Annotated in this window: 17 protein-coding genes; 12 read left to right on the forward strand and 5 right to left on the reverse strand. The window is 61.9% G+C overall.

Annotated elements, in window-relative coordinates:
- Positions 1-41: 41 nt before the first annotated feature.
- From AO064_RS03585 to AO064_RS03600, 4 genes are read left to right on the forward strand one after another with little or no spacing between them, the layout of a single operon-like run.
- Positions 42-1,652: an ABC transporter substrate-binding protein gene (locus AO064_RS03585; protein ID WP_064052454.1), complete on the forward strand. Its 1,611-nt coding sequence runs from the start codon at positions 42-44 to the stop codon at positions 1,650-1,652.
- A complete protein-coding gene (locus AO064_RS03590) occupies positions 1,649-2,599 on the forward strand; it encodes an ABC transporter permease (protein WP_064052407.1) in 951 nt (316 codons plus the stop codon). Before AO064_RS03585 ends, AO064_RS03590 begins: the two co-directional genes overlap by 4 nt.
- A 3-nt stretch (positions 2,600-2,602) precedes the next feature.
- Positions 2,603-3,502: an ABC transporter permease gene (locus tag AO064_RS03595; RefSeq protein WP_064052408.1), complete on the forward strand. Its 900-nt coding sequence runs from the start codon at positions 2,603-2,605 to the stop codon at positions 3,500-3,502.
- Positions 3,499-5,121 (forward strand): dipeptide ABC transporter ATP-binding protein, encoded by a 1,623-nt coding sequence (locus AO064_RS03600; protein WP_064052409.1) that lies wholly within the window; start codon positions 3,499-3,501, stop codon positions 5,119-5,121. Before AO064_RS03595 ends, AO064_RS03600 begins: the two co-directional genes overlap by 4 nt.
- Before the next feature lie 3 nt (positions 5,122-5,124).
- On the opposite strand, the gene AO064_RS03605 is transcribed toward AO064_RS03600, so the two are convergent.
- Positions 5,125-6,465, reverse strand: a complete 1,341-nt coding sequence (locus AO064_RS03605; RefSeq protein WP_064052410.1) for an ABC transporter substrate-binding protein — start codon at positions 6,463-6,465, stop codon at positions 5,125-5,127.
- A 283-nt stretch (positions 6,466-6,748) separates the two neighbouring features.
- On the opposite strand from AO064_RS03605, the gene AO064_RS03610 reads away from it, so the two are divergent.
- Both AO064_RS03610 and AO064_RS03615 read left to right on the forward strand, forming a co-directional pair.
- Positions 6,749-7,138 (forward strand): DUF2946 family protein, encoded by a 390-nt coding sequence (locus tag AO064_RS03610; RefSeq protein WP_012724123.1) that lies wholly within the window; start codon positions 6,749-6,751, stop codon positions 7,136-7,138.
- Positions 7,139-7,189: 51 nt separating this feature from the next.
- Positions 7,190-9,265: a TonB-dependent receptor gene (locus AO064_RS03615; protein ID WP_122256324.1), complete on the forward strand. Its 2,076-nt coding sequence runs from the start codon at positions 7,190-7,192 to the stop codon at positions 9,263-9,265.
- Positions 9,266-9,270: 5 nt separating this feature from the next.
- Here the strand turns inward: AO064_RS03615 and AO064_RS03620 are convergent, their stop codons facing one another.
- Positions 9,271-12,426 carry an efflux RND transporter permease subunit gene (locus tag AO064_RS03620; RefSeq protein WP_064052411.1) on the reverse strand — a complete coding sequence of 1,052 codons (3,156 nt, stop codon included), beginning with the start codon at positions 12,424-12,426 and terminating at the stop codon, positions 9,271-9,273.
- Positions 12,427-12,732: 306 nt separating this feature from the next.
- Here AO064_RS03620 and AO064_RS03625 point away from each other — a divergent pair, with 306 nt between their 5' ends.
- Positions 12,733-13,725: an aldo/keto reductase gene (locus AO064_RS03625; RefSeq protein WP_064052412.1), complete on the forward strand. Its 993-nt coding sequence runs from the start codon at positions 12,733-12,735 to the stop codon at positions 13,723-13,725.
- 43 nt (positions 13,726-13,768) lie between these two features.
- On the opposite strand, the gene AO064_RS03630 is transcribed toward AO064_RS03625, so the two are convergent.
- Positions 13,769-14,515, reverse strand: a complete 747-nt coding sequence (locus AO064_RS03630) for a YkgJ family cysteine cluster protein (RefSeq protein WP_064052413.1) — start codon at positions 14,513-14,515, stop codon at positions 13,769-13,771.
- Between the two features lie 254 nt (positions 14,516-14,769).
- Here AO064_RS03630 and AO064_RS03635 point away from each other — a divergent pair, with 254 nt between their 5' ends.
- The 5 genes from AO064_RS03635 (at position 14,770) to AO064_RS03655 (ending at position 19,842) form a co-directional block, all read left to right on the forward strand.
- Positions 14,770-15,867: an alpha/beta hydrolase gene (locus tag AO064_RS03635; protein ID WP_064052414.1), complete on the forward strand. Its 1,098-nt coding sequence runs from the start codon at positions 14,770-14,772 to the stop codon at positions 15,865-15,867.
- Positions 15,868-15,880: 13 nt separating this feature from the next.
- Positions 15,881-16,603 (forward strand): NADPH-dependent F420 reductase, encoded by a 723-nt coding sequence (locus AO064_RS03640; RefSeq protein ID WP_082893869.1) that lies wholly within the window; start codon positions 15,881-15,883, stop codon positions 16,601-16,603.
- A gap of 79 nt (positions 16,604-16,682) precedes the next feature.
- On the forward strand, positions 16,683-17,156 hold the full coding sequence (locus AO064_RS03645; protein WP_064052415.1) for a (2Fe-2S)-binding protein: 474 nt from the start codon (positions 16,683-16,685) through the stop codon (positions 17,154-17,156).
- 13 nt (positions 17,157-17,169) lie between these two features.
- The gene (locus tag AO064_RS03650) at positions 17,170-19,410 is read left to right on the forward strand and encodes a xanthine dehydrogenase family protein molybdopterin-binding subunit (RefSeq protein WP_064052416.1); all 2,241 of its coding nucleotides are present in this window, start codon (positions 17,170-17,172) and stop codon (positions 19,408-19,410) included.
- A 123-nt stretch (positions 19,411-19,533) separates the two neighbouring features.
- Complete coding sequence (locus AO064_RS03655; RefSeq protein WP_064052417.1) at positions 19,534-19,842, forward strand: c-type cytochrome; 309 nt, start codon at positions 19,534-19,536, stop codon at positions 19,840-19,842.
- A 5-nt stretch (positions 19,843-19,847) separates the two neighbouring features.
- On the opposite strand, the gene AO064_RS03660 is transcribed toward AO064_RS03655, so the two are convergent.
- Positions 19,848-21,134 carry an NTP/NDP exchange transporter gene (locus AO064_RS03660; protein WP_064052418.1) on the reverse strand — a complete coding sequence of 429 codons (1,287 nt, stop codon included), beginning with the start codon at positions 21,132-21,134 and terminating at the stop codon, positions 19,848-19,850.
- Entirely contained in the window at positions 21,131-21,487 is a 357-nt protein-coding gene (locus tag AO064_RS03665; RefSeq protein WP_064052419.1) for a hypothetical protein, read from the reverse strand. Before AO064_RS03665 ends, AO064_RS03660 begins: the two co-directional genes overlap by 4 nt.
- Between the last annotated feature and the right edge of the window lie 136 nt (positions 21,488-21,623).

Consider the following 21,623-nt stretch of genomic DNA (forward strand, 5'->3'; position numbering starts at 1 on the left):
AAACGCCACATGAGGGCACCCCATTGAATACCTCCAACTTGATGAGCCGTCTGCTGGCCCCGTGCGCCTTGGCGCTAAGCCTCGCCGCTTGCTCGCCCGGGAATGACACCCAGGCCGGCAAAACCCTGAACATCGCGTTCTTCGGCGACAACACCACCCTGGTCAGTGTCGACCCGTTCCAGGTCTATTGGCTGGAACACCGCGTGCTGCTGCGCAATGTCGCCGAGTCCCTGACCGACCAGGACCCGCAGACCGGCAAAATCATTCCCTGGCTGGCCAAACGCTGGGAAGTGAGTGACGACGCGCTGACCTACACCTTCCACCTGCGCGATAACGTCACGTTCAGCAATGGCGAGCGCTTCGATGCCAAGGCGGTGAAGATCGCCTTCGACAGTGACAAGGCCCTGGCGACCGAGCTGCCGGCGACCTTCGGCGCCACCTACCTGGCGGGCTATGACCATGCCGAAGTGGTGGACGACTTCACCGTCAAACTGGTGCTCTCGAAACCCAACGCCGGCTTCTTGCAAGCCACGTCGACGACCAACCTGGCGATCCTCGCGCCCGCCTCCTACGCCCTGACCGTCAAGGAGCGCTCCCTGGGCAAGATCATCGGCACCGGGCCCTTCGTGCTGGCCAGCTACACCCCGGAAGTCGGTGCGCACCTGACCAAGCGCAAGGGTTACGCCTGGGCCTCGGCCAACATGAAAAACCAGGGCGAAGCGCACCTGGACGCCGTGGACATCAGCTATATCCCCGAAGAAAGCGTGCGCAACGGCCTGTTCCTGCAAGGCAAGGCCGACATCCTGTGGCCGCGCAACCCGTTCTCGGAAGTCGACCTGAAACTGTTCCAGTCCAAGGGCGCAACCATCCAGAGCCGCTCGCTGCCAGGGCCTGCGCTCAACCTGTACCCCAACACCCGTGGCGAACGCATCCTCGCGGACCCGCACGTGCGCCTGGCCGTGCAAAAGGCGCTCGACCGCAAGAGCTACGCCAGCACCGTCTACAACGCCGAGTTCCCGGTGGTGGACGGCATTTTCGACGTGACCACGCCTTACTTCAAAAGCCAGGGCAATAAGCTCGCCTACGACCCGGCGGGCGCCGAGCAACTGCTGGATCAAGCCGGCTGGACCAAGGGTGCGGACGGTTACCGGCACAAGAACGGCAAGCGCCTGAGCCTGAGCTACAACATCAGCCCAGCGGAAACCGCGGGCGACGTGCTGATCCAGGACCAACTGCGCAAGGTCGGGATCGAGCTGAAACTCAGCGTGGTCACCCGCGCCGAATGGGTCGCCAACAACTCCGCGGGCAATTACGACCTGACGATCAACTACATGACCCGCGCCGACCCGTTCATCCTGCAAACCATCCTGGACCCGCGTAGCGCCAACAGCTCGACCCTGGCCACCAACACCTACGAGCCGGCGGCGCTGGACAAAGCCAAAGCCTTGTTTGATGCCGGTATCACCGCGACCCAAAGCCAACAGCGCGCCGCGGCCTACGGTGACCTGCAAGACCTGCTGATTGATGAAAGCTCGGCATTCCCGGTGTATGAACGCGTGTGGCAGGCGGCGACGTCGCCCAAGGTGAAGAACTTCCGCTGGACCGCCGAAGGCTTTGCGCTGCTGGGTGATATCGAGATCGGCACGCCATGAGCCGTTACCTGATCGGTCGGGTGGGCCAAGCGCTGCTGGTGCTGTGGGGCGCCTACAGCATCACGTATTTCATCCTTTATCTGCTGCCGGGCGACACGCTGTCGATCATGCTCAGCGCCTCGGGCATGGAAGCCGACTCGTTGTCGGTGCAAGACCTGGCCAAAGCGCGGGCTTACTACGGCCTGGACAAGGGCCTGTTCGAACAGTATTTCGACCTGCTGCTGGGCGCACTGCGGGGCGACTTTGGCCAGTCACTCTCGCTTAACCGCCCGGTAGCCGAGCTGCTCGCCGAACGCCTGCCGCAAACCTTGTCCCTGGCAGGCCTGGCCATCGTGCTGTCGCTACTGGGTGGCATCGGCCTGGCCTACCTCACCGCCTATATCCGCTGGCAACCGTTGAAAAAAGCCCTGGCGCGCCTGCCGTCCCTGGGCTTTTCGGTGCCGGTGTTCTGGATGGGCCTGCTGTTGATCCAGGTGTTCGCCTTCGGCCTCGGCTGGTTCCCCGCCACCGGCAGCCGGGGCGTTGAAAGCCTGGTGCTGCCCGCCATTACCCTGGCGATTCCGAGCGCGGCGGTGTACGCCCAGGTGCTGCAACGCAGTTTCCAGGGGGTCTGGAAAGAGTCCTACATCACCACCGCCTACGCCAAGGGCCTTAGCCGTGGCCAGGTGCAGGCGCGCCACGGGTTCAAGAATGCCGCGCTGCCGATCCTCACGCTGATCGGCCTGCAGGTCGGCAACACGGTGTCCGGCGCGGTGCTGGTGGAAACCATCTTCGCCCGCTCCGGCATTGGCCGCCTGGCCCAGGAGGCGGTGTTGCGCCAGGACATTCCAGTGGTGCTGGCGATTGTCGCGGTGTCGGCGGCGGCGTTTGTCCTGGTCAACCTGTTGGTCGACCTGCTCTACCCGTGGCTCGACCCGCGTATCTCCCACACGCCAAAGGTGTCCTAGACCATGACCATCCTTGAGCAGAACCTGGGCCGCAAGGCCATCCCGGCCAGCCCCGCACTCTGGCGGCGCCGCAGCCGCCTTCAACGCGCGACGGCGGTGGTGTTGCCGCTGCTGCGCCGCCCGGGGTTCAGCCTGGCGCTGTTGGTGGTGGTGTTTTCCCTGGTGGCGGCCATCGCGCCGCACCTGTTGAGCAACTTTGACCCTTACGCCACGTCCCCCCTCGACAAGCTGCGCGCCCCCAACCTGAGCCACTGGTTCGGCACCGATGAGCTGGGCCGCGACCTGTACACCCGCGTGGTATACGGCGCCAGCCTGTCGGTACTCGCGGCGTTCCTGGCCGTCGGTATCGCGCTGTTGGGCGGCCTGGGCCTGGGCATCCTGTCGGGCTTTGCCGGCGGCCGCACTGATGCCGTGATCATGCGCTTCGTCGATGTGCTGCTGGCCCTGCCCGGCCTGCTGCTGGCCCTGGCAATCGTCACGGCCATCGGTTTCGGTACCGTGCCAGTGGCCATCGCCGTGGGCATCGGCATTATTCCAGGGTTCGCCCGCACCACCCGTGCCGAAGTGCTGCGGGTCAAGACCCTGCCCTACGTCGAGGCCGCGCGCCTGGGCGGCGCCAGCTGGGCACGCACCTTGCTGCGGCACATCTTGCCCAACGCCTGGGGACCGGTGGCGGTACTCGCGACCCTGGACTTTGGCGCGGCCATCCTGGCCACTGCCGGCCTGAGCTTCCTCGGTTTTGGCGCCGCGCCACCGGCCGCCGAATGGGGCACCTTGATCGCCAACGGCCGGCACTTTCTGATCACCGCCCCATGGGTGTCGCTGCTGCCCGGCCTGTTCCTGGTCGCCGTGGTGTTCAGCCTCAACCATATCGCCCGTACCTTTGAGGAGATCCAGCGATGAGCGCTTTAGTGGATGTTCGCCAACTCAGTGTCACCTACCGTTCCGGCGGGCAAGTCAACCAAGCGGTGCGCACGCTGTCGTTCGCCATCGCCCAAGGCGAGACCGTGGCGATTGCCGGCGAGTCCGGTTCGGGCAAGTCGACCCTGGCCAACGCCATCCTCGGCCTGCTGCCCGACACTGCACAGATCAGCGCCGGGCAATTATGGGTCGACGGCAACGACCTGACCCACGCCAGCGAGCGGCAGAAACGCACCCTGCGCGGCCGCACCGTCGGCCTGGTGCCACAGGACCCAATGGTCAGCCTCAACCCGACCCTGCGCGTCGGCCAGCAAATCGCCGAGGCGCTGATATTGGCCAAGGGCAAACGCTACCCCGCGGTGGATGCGGACATTGTCGAGTTGCTGCAACAGGTCGGCATCGACAAACCGGTGCTGCGCGCCCGCCAATACCCCCATGAGCTGTCCGGCGGCATGCGCCAGCGCGTGCTGATCGCCATCGCCCTGGCCGGCAACCCGCGCCTGATCATCGCCGACGAGCCCACCAGCGCGTTGGACGTCACCGTGCAGCGCAAGATTCTCGACCACTTGCAACGCCTGGTCAGTGAACGCGGGATTTCGCTGCTGATCATTACCCACGACCTGGGCGTGGCCACCGACCGCGCCGACCGGATCCTGGTGATGCAACAAGGCCAAGTGGTCGAGCAAGGCCCGCCACGGCAGATCCTGAACGCACCGCAGCATGACTACACGCGCGCATTGATTGCCGCCGCACCGGCGTTCGCCAAGCGTCGCGAACCCTTGATCAAGATTGACCCGCTGCAAGCGCCGATCCTGCGCCTGCAAAACGTCGGCAAGACGTTCACCTTGCCCAAGGTCAAGGGTGAGGACTCGACCTTTGTGGCCCTGGAAGACCTGAGCCTGCAGGTGTTTCCCGGCCAGACGTTGGCCATCGTCGGCGAGTCGGGCTCGGGCAAGAGCACCGCGCTGCGCATCGCCCTGGGCCTGGAACAACCCACACGGGGTCGGGTCTGGTTCGAACAGCAGGACGTCACTCACCTGAGCTGGCGCGAATTCCGCCCGCTGCGCCAACGCCTGCAACTGGTGCAGCAAAACCCGTTTGCCGCCCTCGACCCGCGCTTCAGCGTGTTCGACAGCATCGTCGAGCCGCTGGTGTCGTTCGGTGTGCTCAAGGGGCCGGCCCTGGAGCAGGCGGCACGGGAGTTGATCAGCCGCGTGCACTTGCCGGTGAGTTTTCTGGATCGTCTGCCGCGCGAACTCTCCGGCGGCCAGTGCCAACGGGTCGCCATCGCCCGCGCCCTGGCATTGAAACCCGACCTGCTGCTGCTCGACGAGCCGGTCAGCGCCCTGGATGTGTCGGTGCAGGCGCACATTCTCGACCTGCTGGAAGAGCTGCAACGGGAGATGGGGATTGCCTATGTGCTGGTGTCCCACGACCTGTCGGTGGTGGCTAACTTTGCGCATGAGGTGCTGGTGCTGCGCAATGGCCGCGTGGTTGAGCAGGGTTCGGTCGCACAGATCTTCAACCAGCCGGCCAGCGACTACACCCGTGAACTGATTGCCGCCATCCCTGGCCGGCACGTGACCGCCACCGCCGCCTGAGGGTTACGGCGCCGAACAGTCCCGCGCCACGATGCCCTTCTCCTGGGCATACGCGGCGGACTTGGCCTCGATCAGCGGGCGCAGGGTGGCGCGGTCGGCTTGCAGCCAGTCGGTCACCAGCACCCACTTTTGCCCGTCCCATTGCTGCACGCGGGCCGAACCGCCACCTTCATGATCGGCGCAGGTCAACTTCAGTGGCGCCAGCAAACCTTCAAGGCCCAATGCTTTGATGCGCGCGGCGTCGATGTCCAGGTGTTCGAAGGCCCAGCGGGTTTCCTCGCCATTGAGCGCACGGTGACCAAACTTGGCCTGGCCGGTGCGCAGCGCTTCGACCGCAATCGCCGCGTTGATCAGGCCGATGTTGTAGTAGACCTTGCCGAAGTAGCTGGCGTCCTTGAGGTTGCTTTTGCCGGGATCGAGAATGAACTGCTTGAGCTTCTTATGAATGTCAAAGGTGTCGCCTCCGGGGAATGGCGCCAGGGCCTGGTAGCCTTTGGCGGCAGTGCCGGCGGGAATCACATCGGCTTCGGAGCCTGCCCACACATCACCGATCAGGCGGTCCACCGGCACGCCAAAGCGCACGGCGGTCTTGATGGCGACCGGCGTGGACACGCCCCAGGTGCGCAAGAACACCCAGTCCGGGTTGAGCTGGCGGACCTGGCGCCATTGGGTGGACTGCTCGTTGCCGGGGTCGGCGACCGGGATCTGAATGTTCTCGAAACCGTACTTTTCGGCAAGCAGCTGCATGGCCGCCTGGGTTTCACGACCGTAGGCGGAATCGTGGTAGACCGTCACGATTTTCTTGCCCTTGAGCTTGTCCAGGCCGCCTTCGCGTTGGGCGATGTAATTGATCCCCACCGACGCCTGGCCGTAGTAGTTGAGCAGCAGCGGGAAGGCGTAAGGGAACACGCGGCCATCGGTCGACTCGGTACGCCCGCCCGCGCCGTCGATCAGCGGAATGTGATCAACCGCCGCACGGTCCATCAACGCGTAGGACGCCGGCGTGCTGTGAGTGAAGAAGAATGCGGTGGGGGCGCCGTCCAGGCCGCCTTTGTAGCGCTCGTAGCATTCGATGATGCGGTCGGTTTTCCATTCGGTCTCGCATTCCTGCCAGACCAGCTTGACGCCATTCACGCCGCCCTCGACTTCGTTGATGTAGCGGAAATAGTCGATCTCCCCTGCCCACCACGGAATCCCGCTGGAGGCATAGGCCCCGACGCGGTAGGTGGCCAGTGGGATGAACTGTCGGTCGTTGGCCGCCTGGGCGAGCGTGGACAATGGCCCGCCCAGGGCGCCGAGTGCCAGCAGGCTGGCGAAAACAGTGCGTTGCAAGACGTTGTGCATGGGTGTGGTTTCTTATGAAAAGGTTGGGGATTTCCCTCCCGTGGTCGGGTCAGCGCCAATCACCTCACAACACAATCCATGCCAACCCCTCAAGCCCTCAAACTCAGGTGCTCACGCGCGACCGTGGGAGCCCTCGGCCCGCAAAATCGGGCACTTTATTGAATGTCTGTTGCGCCACCAACACTGCATTCGCCAGGCCTGCGGCGAAATGGCGCGGGAAAGCACTTTTACTTCATCCCCGAACTGCGGCTAAATATCCGCCCCCCTTGCGTCGACTGCTCTGATGGCTACGTTCAAACGCATCAGCCCCTGGATCGCCTGCCTGGCCCTGCTGCTGAACATGCTGGCCATGCCGCTGAGCCGTGCCATGCAGACGCCGGATACCGGCTTGATGCTGTGGGGTGGATTCTGTTCCGGGGGCGCCTCCCAGGCCCTGCCGCCAGGGTTTGACCGGCTGATCGACCTCTCGCAGTCCGGCCCCGCCAAACCCGCGATGAAGCACAGCGACTGCTGCTGTGGTCATGCCGGGCTGGCCGCACTGCCGTCCGACTATTACCGGCACTGGCTGCCGCGCTTCACGCCGGATACCGTCCTCGATAACCCGACACTGCCCGCGCTGCACCCCAGGGTTCGCTGGCCGAACTTGACCCCGCGCGCCTCCCCTGTGGCCTGATCGACCCCACCTTCGTTGTGTTCGTCTTTTGGTCATCAAGAGGTCTGGCTTATGCCTGCTCCATTCCCTGTGCCCGGCGCAAAACGTCGCCCGGGTTCGCGTTACCTGTGGCCGCTGCTTTCCACCGGCCTGTTCACACTTCAGCCGCTTGCCGCCGTCGGCAACACTGAGGATTCGACCCTCACCCTCGGTACCGTCACGGTGCAAGGCGCAACGGGTGCCAGCGGCCCGCTGAGCACCGGCAGCGTACTCAGCTCGGTGGATATCCTCGGCGCGGACATCCTGGAAAAGATGCCGGTCAACTACAGCTGGGAGCTGTTCAGCCGCGCGCCGGGGGTCATGCTCACCGAGTTCAACCAGGGCACGACGTCCGGCAAGATCTCCTTTCGCGGCTTCAATGGCGAAGGCGAAGTGAATGCGGTGAAGCTGCTGATCGATGGCATCCCCAGCAACAGCAACGACGGCAACATGCCGTTCTTGGACATGATCTTCCCGCTGGAGCTCGACAGTATCGAGGTGGTGCGCGGCACCAGCGATGCGCGCTATGGCCTCAACAATATCGCCGGCAACGTCAACATGCTCACCCGCACAGGCGGCCAATACACCCGGGCACGGCTGCGCTATGGCAGCTACAACACCCAGGAAGCTCAACTCGCCAAAGGCATCCAAGGCAGCAACTGGACGCAGAACTACTTCTTCGCTTACCAGAAGGCCGATGGCTACCGCGATCATGCCGAGGCGGACAAATTCTCGCTGTCCGGCAAATGGTTCTATACGCCGGACGACGACAGCTACCGTATCGGCCTGATCGCCCGGCATTATGAAACCGAGGCACAGGAGCCCGGCTACTTGAGTGAAGAGGATGCCCACCAGCATCCGCGCATGACCAACAGTTACAACGCCACCGACAAAGGCACGCGGCGCATGAACCAGCTCAGTGTGCATGTCGACACCGAACTGGCCGAGACCCTGGCCTGGTCGGCGAAAACCTACGTGAACACCTTCGACGACCGGCGCTGGACGCAATACTGGCGCACCAGCGCCCAGCAGGAACGCGACGCCTACGAAACCCAGTACGGCGCCCTCACCTCCCTGACCTGGCGCCCGCAGGTCAGTTGGCTGTACGACTTCGCCCTGGAAGGCGGCGCGGACATGCAGCAGCAACAGAACAAGAGCGAGCGCTACCGCACCCGTGACCGGGCGCGCCAGGCACAAACCCGCGACCAGCCATTTGACTTCGACACTTACGGTGCCTATATCCAGGCCGAGATCAAACCGTTCGAGTCGCTGAAGATCATCCCGGCGTATCGCGTCGACAAGATCCAGGGGGACTTCACCAATGAAATGACCGGTCTGGATTACGACATCAATGACTATGGGTTGATCAAACAACCCAAGCTCAGCGTGGTGTATTCACCCTGGGAGGTGGCCAGCGTGTACGCCAACTGGGGACGTACCTTCCAGGTGGGCACCGGCGCGGCGGCCTACAAGATTCCGCCCAGGGACACCGACTTGGCGCCGTCGATCAATGAAGGCTGGGAAACCGGCATTAAATTCACCCCTGCCGACTGGATCGACGGCCGTGTGGCGTATTGGCAACAGGACGCCAGTGGCGAAGTCAGCCGCCGGCTCAACGACCCGAGTGGCGAGTCGGATAATGTCGGCGAAACCCGCCGCTGGGGCTACGACGCCCAGTTGAACCTGCACCCGAACGCGCACACCGACATCTGGATGGCCTACGCCTGGCAGTACTCGAAAATCCTCAAGGCCAGCGCCACGCTGCCCAACAGTAAAGGTCAGGAAATCGACCACATCCCCCATCACCTGTACAACGCGGGCGTCAGCTACAAGGCCACGCCGTCGCTGCAACTGACCGCCTGGATGAATGGCCAGACGAACTACTACCTGGAGCGCGAGAACACCAAGGGCACCTACGGCGGCTATGTCCTGATGAACCTGGGGGCGACGTATCAGGTGACCGAGTCGGTCAGCGTTGACCTGCAGCTGAAAAACCTCACTAACCGCTACTACGAGTACGTCTGGTATGACCCGGACGGTGCGCGTGCGTCGCTGCACTCACCGGGTGACGGGCGTGCGTTGTACAGCGGGGTGACGCTGGATTTCTGATCGGTTCACCGTCCGGTCTCCTCTTCCGTCTCCGTGCGGCGTTGTTTCATAAGCGTGCCTTTGAACAACGACGACACGGCGACGAAGAACAGCGGCACCCAAAACACTGCCAGCACCGTGGCGGTGATCATGCCGCCGATGACGCCGGTACCGATGGCGTGTTGACTGCCGGAGCCGGCACCGCTGGAAATGGTCAGCGGCAACACGCCGAGGATGAAGGCCATTGAGGTCATGATGATCGGGCGCAAACGCATGCGACTCGCCTCGACAGTGGCTTCGAGCAGCGGCTTGCCTTTCTCATGCAGTTCCTTGGCAAACTCAACGATCAGAATCGCGTTTTTTGCCGCCAGCCCTACGGTCACCAACAGCCCGACCTGGAAGAACACGTCGTTGGATAGCCCGCGCAAGGCGGTGGCCATCAAGGCGCCGATCACGCCAAGGGGCACCACCAACATCACCGCGATCGGAATCGTCCAGCTTTCATAGAGCGCCGCGAGACACAGAAACACCACAAGGATTGATAACGCATACAACGCCGGCGCCTGCGAGCCGGAAAGGCGCTCTTCATAAGACAAGCCTGTGAACGAGATGCCCACACCTGGCGGCAGCTCGGCAGCGATACGCTCGACTTCGTCCATGGCCTCCCCCGAACTGTAACCGGGCGCAGGCGTGCCGAGGATCTGTTCGGCGGGCACACCGTTGTAGCGCGACAATTTCGGCGAACCGAACCCCCACTCGGCGCTGGCGAATGCGGAGAACGGGACCATTCGGCCCTGGCTGTTACGCACAAACCATTTGGACAGGTCTTCGGCCGAGTTACGTGAGTCCGGGTCACCCTGCACGTACACCCGCTTGACCCTGCCACGGTCAATGAAGTCGTTCACGTAGCTGCTCCCGTACGCCACCGACAGGGTGGTGTTGATGTCGGTCAGGGAAATCCCCATCGCCCGGGCGCGTTCATCGTCGATAGTCAGGTGGTACTGCGGTTCATCCGTCAGGCCATTGGGCCGAACGGCCGCGAGGATCGGGCTTTGCGCGGCCAGTTCAATGAACCTGCCGCGCGCCTCCATGAGTTTCTCATGACCCACGTTGTCCTGATCTTGCAGGTAGAAATCAAAACCCGTGGCGTTGCCCAGCTCCCGCACGGAAGGCGGCACAATAGCGAACACCATCGCGTCGCGGTACTTCGAGAACGCCTGCTGCGCACGCTGTGCAACCTTGAACACTGTGTTGTCATTGTCGCGCTCACCCCAGGGTTTGAGCAGTACAAACGCAATCCCTGAGTTCTGCCCTCGGCCGGCAAAGTTGAAACCATTGATGGTAAACACCGAACTCACGGCCTTGCCCTCACCCTGCTCCGTATCGAGTAGAAACCGAGTCATGCGGTCGAGGACTTTTTGCGTGGTTTCGGCCGAACTGTTGGCCGGTGTCTGCACCTGCGTAAAGATCACACCCTGATCCTCGGCAGGCAAGAACGAGGCTGGAATCCGCGCAAACAACCAGACCATGCCGGCTACGATCACCAGGTACACCACAAAGCCCGGTACCTTGTTACGGATGATCTGGCCCACCCCACGCTCGTAGCCATTCACAAAGGCATCAAAGCCACGGTTGAACCAGCCGAAAAAGCCGCGCTTGGGCTTGCCGTGCTCAAGTGGATCAATCGGCTTGAGCATCGTTGCGCACAATGCCGGCGTAAAGATCAAGGCCACGAACACCGAGAGCACCATGGCCGACACAATCGTGATGGAGAATTGACGGTAGATCACCCCGGTGGAACCGCCAAAGAATGCCATCGGCAGCAATACCGCCGACAGCACCAGCGCGATACCAATCAGGGCGCCCTGGATCTGCTGCATCGATTTGCGTGTGGCCGCCTTGGGCGACAAATGTTCTTCAGCCATGACCCGTTCGACGTTTTCGACCACGACGATGGCGTCATCCACCAGCAAACCAATGGCCAGGATCATGCCGAACATGGTCAGCGTGTTGATTGAAAACCCCGCCACGGCCAGTATTCCGAAGGTGCCCAGCAGTACCACCGGCACAGTCATGGTGGTGATGATCGTGGCTCGCAGGTTCTGCAGAAACAGCAACATCACCAGAAACACCAGTACCACCGCCTCCATCAGTGTGTACACCACGCCCTTGATCGACTCAGTGACCACCGGCGTGGTGTCGTAGGGGTAAATCGCCTCGACCCCTGCCGGGAAAAATGGCTTCAGGCGATCGACTGTCGCGCGAATGGCTTTGGCCGTGTCCAGCGCGTTGGCGCCCGTGGCCAATCGAATCGCAATGCCCGAAGCGGGCCGGCCATTACTTTGTGCATCAATGCTGTAGTTCTCGCTGCCCAGGCCAATGCTTGCCACATCACTCAGGCGAACTTGGGAACCGTCGCCGTTGACTTTCAGCAAGATGTCACCGAATTGCTCTGAGGTTTGCAGGCGCGTCTTGCCGATGATGGTCGCGGTGAACACCGTGCCACTGCGCGCAGGCAGGCCGCCAATCGCACCTGAAGCGACCTGCACGTTCTGCGCCTCAATCGCTTCAGTCACATCCACCGGTGTCAGCTGGAACTGGTTGAGCCTGGCTGGATCGAGCCACACACGCATCGCGTATTGAGTGCCCCATACTTGGAAATCACCCACGCCGGAGGTTCTGGAAATCGGGTCCTGAATGTTCGAAACGATGTAATTGGACAGGTCTTCCTTGGTGTATCGACCGTCAGTGGACACCAGCCCGATAAACATCATGAAGTTTTGCTGGAACTTGGTGACCCGCAACCCCTGTTGTTGCACCTCACGCGGCAGCAGCGGCGACGCAAGGTTTAGCTTGTTCTGCACCTGGACCTGGGCGATGTCCGAGTCGGTGCCTTGGTTGAAGGTCACGATAATCCGCATGCTGCCGTCGGAGTTGCTCTCCGACGCAATGTAGCGAAGGTTATCGATACCGTTCATTTGCTGTTCGATCACCTGCACCACGGTGTCTTGCACGGTTTGGGCGGAAGCACCAGGGTAGTTGACCTGAATCGCAACAGCGGGCGCCGCGATGGTGGGGTATTGGTTGATGGGCAGGTTAAGAATCGACAACGTGCCCACCAACATCACAATCAGCGCCAGTACCCACGCAAAGATCGGGCGTTCAATGAAAAACTTCGACATGTATCACTCCGGTTCAACGCGGGCGGTTTAAAGCGCGCTTATCTTCGGCGTTGCACCCAACTCGCGACTTGCCTGATTCAAGGCAAACACTGCCCGTTCCGGCGAACTTCGAGCCCGCCAGGGCTGAATGTTCGCGGCCGTTGGAAAATCGTCAGTTCAGGCAAGGCTTCCCCCGAATCGAGCAAATAGCCAACAGCAAAGGCGCCCAACATAGAGACGTTTCTTGGACGCACACGCGTGCCAAGCGGTGCGCACTGCGATTGGAAAATGCAGTGGCGCTTATGGGAATCAACAGCGGAGAACAGCATGAAAACCAGGACACTCGGTACCCATGGGCTGGTCGTTTCAGAACTGGGTTACGGCTGCATGGGTTTGAATACCACCTACGGCCAACCGTTGGACAAGGCTGCGGGCGTGAGCATGATCCACGCTGCGGTCGAACGCGGCGTGACCCTCTTCGATACCGCAGAGGTCTATGGCCCGTTTATCAATGAGTCACTGGTGGGCGATGCCCTCGCCAGCTATGGAGATAACGTACACATCGCGACCAAGTTCGGCTTCGGCTTGAACCCGGATGGGTCGCGCTACGGCTTGGACAGTCGCCCCGAGACCTTGCGCAAGGCCTTGGATGGGATGCTGGCGCGGCTGAAGGTCGACAAGATTGACCTGCTCTACCAGCATCGAGTCGATCCCAACGTGCCCATTGAAGACGTTGCGGGAGCGGTCGGTGAGTTGATCGCCCAAGGCAAGGTCAAGCATTGGGGCCTGTCCGAAGCGAGCGCGCCAACCATTCGCCGCGCGCATGCTACCCAACCGGTGGCTGCGGTACAGAGCGAATACTCCCTGTGGACTCGGGATGTCGAACATAACGGCGTACTCGCAGCATGCGAGGAACTGGGTATCGGTTTTGTGCCATGGAGCCCGCTGGGCGCGGGTTTCCTGACAGGTTCCATGACCGCCGACACCCACATTGACGAGCGTGATTTCCGCAGTGCGGTGCCACGCTTTTCAGCCGAGGCGCGCCTGGCAAATATGGCGCTGGTGGATGCCTTGAAGCGAATTGCCGTGGACAAGGATGCAACCCCGGCCCAACTCGCCCTGGCCTGGTTGCTGGCACGCAAGCCCTGGATCGTGCCGATACCGGGCACGACTAAATTGCATCGACTGGAAGAAAACCTCGGTGCAACGACTGTTCGGCTGACCGAGCAGGACCTGCACACCATCGAAGAGGCGCTCGCGCGCATTCCCGTACAAGGACAGCGCCTGCATCAAGCGGCACTTGACCTGGTCGACTCCTGAAGTGAGCGTGAGAGGCGACGCACCCACGTCGCCTGTCGACCGTCTAGATCCGGTGAAAAATATAGCCACCCTGGCTCTGCTCAGCCAATGCCACACCGAGCGCATGCAGTTGCGCACGCAACGCGTCGTCATCCGCGCGCACCTTCCACGCCTGAGCGGCTGGAGAATGCTCCCCCGCATCGTAGCGATTTATCGCCGCCAGCAGCGCCGCGTGCGACGGCAGATAAACCGCCAACGCATTGCCTTTCCACGCGGCAACGTTCAGCCCCAGGTCTTCACACACGGCGATCTTCGCCTCGGCATCGTCGCGGTCGGCCTGTCGGGAGCGCTCAACCTGGTCATTGAGCAGCGGGTCGACGATCCGGTCCGTGAATAACACCTCACCCGTTTCCCAAACCTGCGGCGCACAGGCCTTGTCTTCCGGGCGCAAGGCAATGAATGGGTTGATTTCCATCGGATAGATACGGCACACCAGCGGACGCTGGTCATAAATACCGCACCGATCATCCGCCCCCAGGTTCGGGCATTGCCCAAGCGCATTGGCGGCCATTATCGCAACTACACGAACGGGTGCACGCCCACTCACCACTTCAACAGCACGCTTCGCGCTGTGAGCATATTGGCCGGGCTGTGCCGTCCAGGTCGACTCATCGAACGCTTCCAACAGCACGGCCACGTCGTGGCCTCGCAGCAGCCATTGCCGGGTTTCACTCAACGTCAGGGGAATCAGGCGGCCCTTGCAGCAAACGCCGCAGCCGTTGCAGGCAAATCGAATTGGGTTGTTGTTCATAAAACCTACTCACACGGGGCGGGAATGCGCTGGCGCTCGGTGAGTATGAAAAGTTAATCGCGCCTGATATTGCCTGATCCAGCGGCATCATTGCCTGATTCAAGAGGTTTGATGCCCAGCTGTTTGCACGGTCACGGCAGGCACTCAATATCGCCATATCAGGCAATCATCTCCACCGTTTGAGCAACCGAGCGACCAGGGCGCCCACTTATACTTTTTTACGATCCACACCCATGCCGCCCCCGGAGTCAGCCATGAAAAAAAGTGACGTAGACGAAAATCGCCGTATTTTCATTGGTACCTCAGCAGTAGCGCTGTGCAGCGTTGCCATTGCCGGGTCTGGATTGCTCGCACCGGGCTTCGCGTCTGCTCAAACGAAAGCCTCCTCAGGCCCCGCCGTCATTGGCCAGCCTGACACACAGGGTATTTTGATCGAGCGCGTGAGCTACCCCAACCGCAATACGGGCAGTCATATCACTGGCAACCTGTTCAAACCCGCCAACTTCGATGCCAACAAGCAGTACCCCGCCATTGTCGTCACTCACCCCATCGGCGGCGTCAAGGAGCAAACCGCGGGCTTGTACGCGCTGCGCCTGGCCCAGCAAGGCTTTATCACCTTGGCCTATGACGCCTCTTACCAGGGCGACAGCGGCGGTGAGCCACGCTTGATGGAACTACCTACCGCGCGCGTTGATGACATCAGCAGTTCGGTCGACTTCCTCAACACATTGGCCCAGGTAAATGCCAATCGCATCGGCTCCCTAGGCATATGCGGGGGCGGTGGCTATGTGCTGAACGCGGCCCAGACAGAGCAACGTATCAAGGCCGTGGCCACCGTCAGCGCAGCGGATATTGGTGACCTGCGCCGCAACGGCTTGGCCAGTTCACGTAGCTACGAGGAGCGTATGAAAATGCTGCAGGACGCCTCGGCGCAGCGCAGTCGCGAAGCGCGTGGCGAGCCGATTCGGCTGACACCCACGGTGCCGGAATCAAGCAAGGATTTTACCGCCAGCACGCCGGTCATGTACCGCGAAGGCTACGAGTATTACCGCACCCCTCGCGGCCAGCACCCAAACGCCCCCGGCCGCTCGGTGTTCTCCGCCCTTCCCGCGCAAATGGCGTTCTTCGCGTTTGATCAGATAGAGACTATTTCACCCCGGCCTGTGCTGATGATCGCTGGCGCTGACGCCGACAGCCTGTACTACAGCGAAGTGGCGTACAAGAACGCGAAGCAGCCCAAGGAACTTCACCGGGTGCCCGGCGCAACGCATATCGACATGTACGACAAACCGCAATATGTAGGCCCTGCCGTCGAAAAATTGTCAGGATTCTTTGGTCAGTATCTGGTTTAAAAGGACCTTTCACATGCCTGTATTTCTACGCTCCGTCGTATTTACACTCGTTGCATTCTGGACGCTCGGGCTATGTCCCATCACCGCCAATGCGACAGAAAAACTGCGCATCGCGATAATCGGCGCGGGCTCACACGGTGGCACCATCGGCCAATTGCTGGTCAAGGCAGGCCATGGCGTGATGTTCTCCTCACGCAACCCGGCAGAGCTTGAGGCGATGGTGAAGGCGCTCGGCCCGCTCGCGTCGGCGGGTACTCCCCAGCAGGCCGCCGCGTTCGGATCGGTCATTCTGTTTGCAGTGCCTTATAACGCCCTGCCCCAACTCGGACGCGACCTGGGCCCGCAACTGCGCGGCAAAATAGTGCTTGATGCGACCAACCCTCCGCCGGATGAAGGCAATCCCCTCTCGCGTGAAGCCTACGCCAACGGTGTCGGCGAAACCTCGGCCAAGTACTTGCCCGGCACCCGGTTGGTCAGGGCCTTCAGTGCGGTGGATGCCACGGCGGTCAATGCGTCCGCTCGCGGTAACGGTGAAACCTTAGGTGTGCCCATCGCCAGCAATGACCGCGAGGCGCTTCAAGTTGCTGCACAACTGGTACGCGATATCGCCGGTGAGCCGGTCATCACTGGCGATCTGTCCACGGCGCGCAGCTTTCAACGTGGCGGCGTTGGCTTCAGAGCCAACACAGACGCGCCAGCATTGCGACGCTTATTGAATTTACCGCCTGATGCATGACCCGGTGACCGCTGTCGCCAGGGCGCGCGCCCCAGGTTGAAAACACTGACCCGATTGATGATCAAGAGAGCTGTCAACCATGAGCGTCCTCACTATCAATGGCCGTGACTACACCGTCGACGTCGACCCCAGCACTCCCATTCTCTGGACCCTGCGCGACGCGCTGGGCATGACCGGTACCAAGTTCGGCTGCGGCGCCGCCCTGTGTGGCGCATGCACCGTGCACCTGGATGGCCAGGCGATTCGTTCGTGCCTCACGCCGATAACCGCCGCCGAGGGGCGCAGGATCACCACGATCGAAGCGGCAACCGACGGCAGCGACCCGGTCGGCACGGCCGTGCACGAGGCGTGGGTCAAACATGACGTGGCGCAATGCGGCTACTGCCAGAGCGGCCAGATCATGAGCGCGACAGCCTTTCTCAAGGCTCAGCCCAAGGGCAAGCAACCCACGGCGGCCGAGATCGACTCGGCGATGATGGGCAACATCTGTCGTTGTGGCACTTACGTGCGCATCCGCGCTGCGGTGGCTGATGCCGCCAAAGCCCTTGCCTGACTGGAGCAGCCCCATGTTGAACGATCTTTTTCCAGAGGAACTGCCTCGCGCCTTGCAACATATGCTGGAGCGCGATCAGGTCGACGGCCCTGCCACCTACGCGCGGCGAAGCTTTTTGAAGATACTCGGTATCGGCGGCCTGGCGCTGGGCGCCTTTCCTCACCTGGCCCTGGCGCAGCAGGCTAACGGCGTTGCGGTGGAGCCGCTGAAACCGACGCAACAACCCAACGCTTTCGTACAGATCGCCGCCAATGGCGAAGTGACGGTGACCATTAACCGGCTGGAATTCGGCCAGGGCGTACAGACCGGCTTGCCGATGATTCTTGCCGAAGAATTGGATGCCGACTGGAGCCTGGTGCGCAGTCGCAACGGCACCAGTGACATCGCCTATCAGGACCCACGCTTTGGCATGCACCTGACCGGCGGCTCCAATTCCATCAAGAACAGTTATACCCAGTACCGCGAACTCGGTGCCCGTGCCCGCGCCATGCTGCTGGCGGCTGCGTCAGCGCGCTGGAACGTCGACGTGTCCCGTTTGAGTACGCGCGCCGGCCACGTGCTCGGACCGGGGGGCCGCACCGCGAGCTACGGCGAACTGGCCGATGCCGCGATGGCATTGCCAGTACCGGACCAGGTCAGCCTCAAGGACCCCAAGGATTTTCGCATCATTGGCCAAGCCACTACGCGCATCGATGCCAAGGCCAAGAGCAGCGGCCAGCAGGACTTCGGCATTGACATGCGCCTGCCGGAGCAACTCACCGCCGTGGTGGCGCGCCCTCCGGTATTCGGCGCCAGGCTGGCGGCTCTGGATGACAGCGCAGCACGCGCCATTCGTGGAGTAAAGGCGGTCTATCGCGTACCGCTTGATGGCGGTGCGGAAGGCGTGGCGGTCGTGGCTGAAGGCTATTGGCAGGCGAAACTGGGGCGTGATGCCCTCAACGTTCAGTGGGATACGTCGACGGTGGAAAAGGTCGACAGCGAGCGGCAACTGGCCGACTACAAAACCCTGGCCGCCCGCCCGGGGCCCCACCATTTCGACGCGGATATGAGGCCGCTGGCAACGTCGCCGCATACCCTCGAAGCCGAGTTCGTGTTTCCGTACCTGGCCCATGCCCCAATGGAGCCGCTGAACTGCACCGTCCAACTGTCGCAGGACCGCGCCGAATTATGGGTCGGTACCCAGTTTGCCGGTGCCGATAACGCGGCGGCCGCACGCGTGCTGAATCTCAAGCCCGAACAGCTACGGATCAACGTACAGACGGCCGGCGGCGGTTTCGGCCGGCGCGGCATCGCCACCAGCGACATTGTGGTCTTGGCCTGTGAAGTGGCTAAGGCGGCACGAACAGCGGGGTTAAACGTCCCCGTGCGGACAGTGTGGAGCCGCGAAGATGACATCAAGGGCGGCTACTACCGCCCCATGCACCTGCACCGCGCGCGCATCGGTTTCGACGACAGCGGCAACGTCCTGGCCTGGGATCACGTTTTGGTCGGGCAGTCGATTGTGACGGGCACCATGTTCGGTGGACGGGTCAAGAATGGCATTGATCCCACGGCCACCGAAGGTATGCGCGACCCTTATCCGATTCCGATGCGCCTGACGGTGCATCACCCCAAGCTCAACGTCCCAGTGCTGTGGTGGCGCAGTGTGGGTTCCACCCATACCGCGTTCGTGATGGAGACCTTGATTGATGAAATTGCCCGAGCCACCCAGCAGGATCCCGTGGCTTACCGGATGAAACTCTTCGCCGACAAAAGCCCGCGCCATAGCGCGGCGTTGCAATTGGCGGTGGACAAGAGTGAGTACGGCAAGCGCCAGCTGCCGGCGGGTCGCGCCTGGGGTGTGGCGGTACATGAGTCGTTCAGTTCGGTAGTGGCCTATGTCGTCGAAGCCTCGGTACAGGACGGCCGTCCGGTGTTGCACCATGTGACCGCAGGCGTGCATTGCAACCTGGTGGTCAACCCTCGCAGCGTGGAAGCCCAGGTACAGGGTGCAGCCTTGATGGGGCTGTCGATGTGCCTGCCAGGCGGCGCCATCACCCTTAAGGACGGTGTCGTGCAGCAAAGCAATTTTGCCGACTTCAGCGTGCCGCGCATCGTGGACATGCCGGAGTTTTCGGTGCACACCCTGCCGAGTGCGGAGCCACCCACAGGCATGGGCGAACCGGGCCTGCCGCCGCTTGCTCCGGCTTTCGCCAACGCCATAGCGCGGATCACCGGCACGCCTTTGCGTGAATTGCCCTTCAAGCTCGCCTGAGCAACGCGGTGCAGTCGACTGCACCGCCTTTTTGATTGATGAGAGAGTGTCCCATTGAACCAGTACCTGAAATTACCGGGGATTCCCCAGTCACCCCTCCTGGCACACAGCGCCAGGCTCGCCATGCTTGTTCTATCACTGGGCACACTGACCAGCGCCTTGTGGCCGACGCAGGTGGTGGCGAGCCAGGCACTGGTCCAGCGTTACGCTTGCGTGGGCTGTCATCAAGCCAATGCACAGGTCGTTGGCCCCTCCTGGAAGGGTATCGCGCAAAAGTACGCTGGCAGCGATACCACGACTGAGCAACTGGCAGCGAGTATCAAGGCCGGTGGCACCGGCAAATGGGGGCCGATGCCGATGCCGCCACAAGCTCAGGTGTCCGACGCCGATGCGAAGTCAATCGCCCAATGGTTGCTGGACGGCGCACAATAATTGCCCTATTCGGCATCAGTTCGTCGAACTGATGCCTTGGCAGTCATCTGTCGCTGACGCCTTGCCAACCCATAGCACACCCCACCCCACACGCCTGCGACCGGCACAATCAACACGGCGACCACGCCAAACCCGGCACCCGCCGCAGCCAACCCGACCGAAAGCCAGCCGCTGAGCGCATCCCCACCTCGATACACCAGGGTCTCGATGACATTCTTGGCCTTATACTTTTCCTCTCGGCTGACGACGGTCCAGAGCACTTCGCGCGCCGGACGCACCACCGAAAATTCAATCGCGCGACGCAAGCCCTGTGCCAACGCCACCGTCGCCGGCACGGGTGACAACGCCATTGCAGTGAATGCCACCAGCGTCACCACGGGCAATGCCACCAGCGCGCCACCGACGCCAACCCGGCGAATCAATGGTCCCGTGAGCAAGAGTTGAAAGGTCAAGGTCAACGCCGAAACGATAAGATCGATGACCGCAAAAAACTGGGTTCTGCTGGCCACATCCGCGTACCTTCCAGCGACTATGCGACCCTGCTCGAAGTACAGAAAAGTGGCAGCCGTGGTGTGCAGGAGCATAAACAGCACCAGCCCCAGCAGATAGGGTGAACGAGCAATCAGCGTGAGGCCGGCGAGCATGCTGCCGCCCATCCGGCGATGCCTTTGCGCCAGGCAGGTCGCCTGCGCTTCGGTGTGTGACAACAATGCCCGATAGCAACGCACCGCCAGTTCCAGCAGCAGTGCTGCCACCAGCGTCAATGCAATCGGCCCAAGCCGGGTGGCCAGGGTGGCGGCCAGCAGCGGGCCGATGAACGTCCCCAGCGTCCCGCCCGCTGCAATAAAGCCAAACAGGCGCAAGCCTTGCTCACTGGAAAAGCGGTCGACCAGAACGCTCCAGAAAATCGAGACGATGAACAGGTTGTAGACGCTGATCCACACGAAAAACACCTGACCGACCTGCACAGGCGCAATTTTTGCGGCAATCAACACACCAAACAGCAGCATGGTTACTGCCACGAATCGATAGATCAGCGGGATAAACCGCGTCGCCGGCAGCCGTGAAACCAACGCGCCGAACAGCGGAACCATCAGCAGCATCACCACAAACGTCGCGGAAAACAGCCACTGCAATTTGTCTGCGCCGCCTTCCAGGCCCAAAGCGTCACGCAAAGGCCGCACCAGGTAGTAGCTCGCCAGCACGCAGAAATGAAAGGCGACCCCCAGCAGCAGCGCTGTTCTTTCCGCCGGCAAGACGTGCGCCCACTTGAGTGTCCCCGCAGGCGTCATTGCCCCCTACCTTCGACGGCCGGTACTGCGCACACCTGCGCTACCGCATTGAAGGTGCTGAATAACAGCGCACTGGCGTGATGTTGGCGGGCCAGATGCAACAGATCGGGCTCAGCTGTTTGAGAACGCTCAATCGCCAGCTCGCTGTATTGCCTGGAGGGCCACGACAGTTGCATCAGCACCCTGTCGCCAGCCTCGCTGACGTGCACCTGCGCGCTGATGAACCCTGGGCAGAGACAGGTAAAGCGCTCGACGCGTGCGATCAGAGCCGTCACCAGATCCTGCACATGAAGAGGGTCGACGACGAACTCAACGAACTGGCTGAACGGGGTGCAGGGGTCAGACGAACGCATGAGTGTTCTCCAAAAAAGGCGCACTTGACGCTTATCGATTGGGTAAGTCCTCACCAGTATGCTGTGCCCCCGGCACGCCACGTTTGCCTGATCGACGCGATTGCTTGCCCGAACTGACGTGGCGAAAACGCAAAAA

The sequence above is a fragment of the Pseudomonas marginalis genome (assembly GCF_001645105.1).
Lineage (GTDB): Bacteria > Pseudomonadota > Gammaproteobacteria > Pseudomonadales > Pseudomonadaceae > Aquipseudomonas > Aquipseudomonas petroselini.